Source organism: Catenibacterium sp. (genome assembly GCF_052354645.1).
Taxonomy (GTDB): Bacteria; Bacillota_I; Bacilli_A; order Erysipelotrichales; family Coprobacillaceae; genus Catenibacterium; species Catenibacterium mitsuoka_A.
In genome coordinates this window covers 1-4,559 of the sequence record NZ_DAWDDM010000162.1, presented here as the reverse complement: position 1 = coordinate 4,559, position 4,559 = coordinate 1, and the positions used below count along the sequence as shown (strand labels likewise).

Sequence of the window (4,559 nt, the reverse complement as noted above, 5' to 3'; positions counted from 1 at the left end):
AACCATATAACTTATTTGTGGCAGTAAATCCTGCAATAAATAAGAATCCAAAACGATTGACTCCTGACTGTACCATAATACCACCAATAGAAATAATGAGGTTCTGGAAGGCAAGAGGTGAACCTAACTGTAATAAGTTCTTGATGATCTTTTTTTCAAACTTAAATTTAGTGAGTTCTAACTTGAATGGTAATTCTTTCTTCAATATATAGAGACAGAATATTGTAGTTAAGAACTGCGCTAATAATGTCGCAATCGCAGCACCTGCAATACCCCATTTAAATATTACTACAAATAATAAGTCTAAACAGATATTTGTGATTGCTCCTCCAATCATTGCGAGTAATGGTGTACGGCTATCACCTAAAGAACGTAATATACTAGAAAAACAGTTATAAAACATTGTGATAGTCAAACCACCGGACATGATTCTTAAATACGTAATAGAACCTTGAATAACGTTAGATGGTGTATTTAATAGAGTTAATAATGGAACGATAGATAATTCTGCAACAACTGTTGTAAGAATGGAAAAGAAAGCACATAAGAAGAAAATCATATGCATAGATCTTTTCATATTCCCATAATCTTCAGCGCCAAAAGTACGTGAGATACGAATAGAGAATCCCTGTGTAAAGCCCATTACTATTCCTAAAATAGCCCAGTTGATCCAGTCTGCAGCACCTAGACTCGCCAAGGCATTAACACCTAAGAACTGTCCTACAATCATTGTATCTACCATTGTATATAATTGCTGTAGGATATTACCTAACATAAGTGGTAATGCAAATAAGAATATAAGCTTTAATGGTTTCCCTTTAGTCATGTTCTTCATGTTTATTTTCCTCCACACAATGCGACTATCATACCATATTATTTATAACTAACTCTAGAGGGAATTTTCAATAATTAAGAAAGTATTAATAATTGATAGGAATGTAAATGATATAATGATACATAAGAGGGGATATTTATGAATATATTAGTTGTAGATGATGAAAAAGAGATTACAGATTTAATACAAATCTATTTAGAAAATGAAAATTTTACTGTATATAAGTACTATTCTAGTCAGGATGTATTAAGAGATATTGATGATTTAAAGATTGATTTAGCTATCTTAGATGTAATGATGCCTGATATGGATGGTTTTTCTTTATGCAATAAAATAAGAAGAAAGTATAAGTTTCCTATTATTTTTGTGACTGCAAAGGTAGAGGATATTGATAAAATCAATGGTTTAAGTATTGGTGCAGATGATTATGTCACAAAACCATTCCAGCCATTAGAACTTGTTGCACGAGTCAAAGCACAGCTAAGACGTTATAAGAACTATAATGAAAAAGAAGAAAAGAATGAAATAGATTTTAGAGGAATACGTATTAATAATGATACAAGAGAATTCTATTTTAATGAAAAGAAGATAGAACTGACTAAAACAGAATTTGCGATATTATGGGAATTATGTCTTTATAAAGGAAATGTTGTAAAGAGTGATGACTTGTTTTTAAAGGTCTGGGGAGAAGATTATTATAAGAGAGATAATAATACAATTATGGTGCATATTAGACACTTACGTGAAAAGATGCATGATGGTGGAAGAAATCCTAAATATATAAAGAAGGTCTATGGAGTAGGCTATAAGATTGAAAAATAAAGGATGGATGATATGGAAACTAATACGATCTTAAAGAAGATTTATAAACGTACACTACTACAATATATAGCTTATACAGTAGGGCTGTTAGTTGTTTTTGTATTGGCAGTCTATCTAGCTGCTTTTTTTGATTTTCAATGGGTCTATGATTTTGATTCTAATATTTATACGTTTCTAGCGTTCTTTTATAATATTGTGAAGAATCCACTCTCGCTTCTGTTGTTTTTATTAATCTGTATAGTGATTTCTTTTGCGTTTATGATTCATCATCTTTATAAACAGACATCCTATTATATGGATGCATTGACTCATGCATCTCATGAATTAATAGATAAGAGTGTAGACTATATCACATTACCAGAAGAACTTTATGATATAGAAAGACGATTTAATGAACTAAAGAGTGAATCAATAAAGAATGAGAGACTTGCAAGAGAGAATGAACAGAAGAAGGATGAACTCATTGTTTATTTAGCTCATGATATTAAAACACCATTGACTTCTATGATTGGTTACTTATCTTTATTAGATGAAATAAAAGATATGCCTGATACTCAAAGAGAGAAGTATATCAATGTGGCATTAGATAAATCTTATCGCTTAGAAGATCTCATTAATGAATTGTTTGAAGTGGCTCGTTATAATTCAGAAAAGATTATTCTAGAAAAAGAAGATTTAGATATCCGTCTTATGCTTGAACAGATTATTGATGACTTTTATCCTGTCCTAGTAGAACAGGAAAAGAATATCCATCTTAATCAAGATGAAGATATCACATTATATGGTGATGCCGATAAACTCAGCAGAGTCTTTAGTAATGTGATTAAGAATGCGATTAGTTATAGTAAGGATCATACTGATATTAATATTGATGTTCATAGTACGCATGATGATGTCATTATTAAAGTTATCAATAAAGGAAAAGAGATACCTCAAGAAAAACTAAATCGTATATTTGAAAACTTCTATCGTTTAGATTCAGCACGTACTTCAAGAACAGGTGGAAGTGGTTTGGGTCTAGCTATTGCCAAGGAAATAGTGGAACTTCATCATGGCTCTATCTTTGCATCAAGTAATAAAGAAGAAACAGTCTTCACCATTACTCTTCCAAAAAATTAAGAAGTTCATAAGAATTCTATAAGAATGTATTAAAGAAGCATCTTCATTTGTATTGGTAAAATACAAGTAATGAAGATGCTTTTTTAAGGAGATGAAAACATATGAAAAAAATAATTATTGTATTACTTTCTGTATTCTCAATTCTTATAGGTCATATAGCTTATAATATAAGTGGAGGTGTAAGTGGACTGAGAGAAGATATTGGTTTAGAAATAAAAGCGCGTTTTAATCCTAAACTACGTACTATATTAAATAATAAGAATCAATATCCTGATACAATGATTCAAGCACTTTATCGTAATGAAGAACTCATTGATTTTGTTTACAACTATCCAAGTAAAAAAGGACATGTTTATACAAATATAATAGGTCCAGTCACAAAAGGACGTTATCCTCTCTTACTTCAATATGATCAAAGATGGGGTTATGGAAAGTACGGACATAATGTGATTGGTATGAATGGCTGTGGTCCTACAAGTGCTGCAATGATTATTGCAGGATTAACAGGAAGAAATAACATTACCCCTTTTGATGTGGCATCATATGCATATAATCATGGCTATTATCAAGATGGAACATCCTGGGCTTTCTTTACTGAAGGTATGAAACATTATGGTATTCATGGAAGAAACATTCCCCTCTCTTATTCTTCTATGAAGAATGAAATTATGAATGGTAGACCTCTTATATGCAGTATGAAACCAGGAGACTTTACTACTACAGGACATCTTATCGTTATTAGAGGAATGAAGCAGGGGATGTTTATTGTGAATGATCCTAACTCTATAAAAAGAAGTAATCGTTTATGGAGTTATGATACTCTTTCTAAACAGATTAGAAATATATGGTCTTTCTCAAGATAGGATTATAATCAATAAAATCGTTGAGTGATTTTTGTTGATAATTTGAAGTGATGAGATATGTTTATCCAAGACTATTAAAGACAATATGATGATTTTTAGCTCATCTAAAATGAGTAATAGTAAATATAAACATGATAAGCATGGATAGAAGTCATATGTTTTCTTATATTTATAGAGAGGAGGAATACATATGAAGAGAGTTCTCACTATTCTATTATGTTGTTTGATGGCTTTTGGATTATCAGGATGTGGTAAGTCTAAGGTAGAAGACGCAAAGAAAAATCTGCAGGAAAGCTATGAAAAGTATGGCTTTATAGAAAAAGAAACAGTAGATGTATTAGTTGCAAAATTCAATACTGAAGTAGTAGATCATAGTTCACTTAACGTTGCTTCAACTGATTATTTAACAAAAGAAAATAATCAGTACTGGTATGGACTTCTTGAAGGTGTTTCTTTAGTCGTTGTACCTGAAAAGTATACGGGAGATCAGGCAACTGATATTGTAGACTATATGCTTATTTTCGTTAATAAGACAAGTAAATATAATGATGAGGCACTTACATATACAAAAAAACTTATTAAAGCAAATTATAATAAAGCAACGGATACTGAGATTGATACATTACTCAAAGAAGCAAAAGATAAATCGAGTAGTGGTAAAACAGCATATAATGGAAAAGGCATTTCTGTTGATTATCTAGATAAGGATGACTATTATCAATATCAGGTATTAAGATTCTATAAATGATAGTTGATTATTGTTTGGATTGTGTTTCTAATAAGCCTAGAAGGAGTGTCCTCTGCCCATATCTGGCGGGGGGGTGCTCCTGTTTTTATAATGAGATAAATATTATAATAAAGTTGTAAAAGTAATTGTAGATAAGAAATCGTATAATACTTATATAGTATAGTTCTTTTTC

At 30.8% G+C, this 4,559-nt stretch carries 5 protein-coding genes; 4 read left to right on the top strand and 1 reads right to left on the bottom strand.

All coding sequences use genetic code 11. The features are described from left to right. Positions 1 to 835: MATE family efflux transporter (locus ACT8VG_RS07665; protein WP_444195548.1), on the bottom strand; the 835-nt coding region annotated here is incomplete at its 3' end. Between the two features lie 138 nt (positions 836 to 973). Here ACT8VG_RS07665 and ACT8VG_RS07660 point away from each other — a divergent pair. From ACT8VG_RS07660 to ACT8VG_RS07645, 4 genes are all read left to right on the top strand, one after another. Then, positions 974 to 1,657 carry a response regulator transcription factor gene (locus tag ACT8VG_RS07660; protein WP_187012630.1) on the top strand — a complete coding sequence of 228 codons (684 nt, stop codon included), beginning with the start codon at positions 974 to 976 and terminating at the stop codon, positions 1,655 to 1,657. A 12-nt stretch (positions 1,658 to 1,669) separates the two neighbouring features. Continuing rightward, positions 1,670 to 2,776 (top strand): sensor histidine kinase, encoded by a 1,107-nt coding sequence (locus ACT8VG_RS07655; RefSeq protein WP_187012631.1) that lies wholly within the window; start codon positions 1,670 to 1,672, stop codon positions 2,774 to 2,776. Between the two features lie 101 nt (positions 2,777 to 2,877). Then, positions 2,878 to 3,639, top strand: a complete 762-nt coding sequence (locus tag ACT8VG_RS07650) for a C39 family peptidase (RefSeq protein WP_187012632.1) — start codon at positions 2,878 to 2,880, stop codon at positions 3,637 to 3,639. Between the two features lie 190 nt (positions 3,640 to 3,829). Continuing rightward, a complete protein-coding gene (locus tag ACT8VG_RS07645) occupies positions 3,830 to 4,387 on the top strand; it encodes a hypothetical protein (protein ID WP_444195547.1) in 558 nt (185 codons plus the stop codon). Positions 4,388 to 4,559 lie beyond the last annotated feature (172 nt).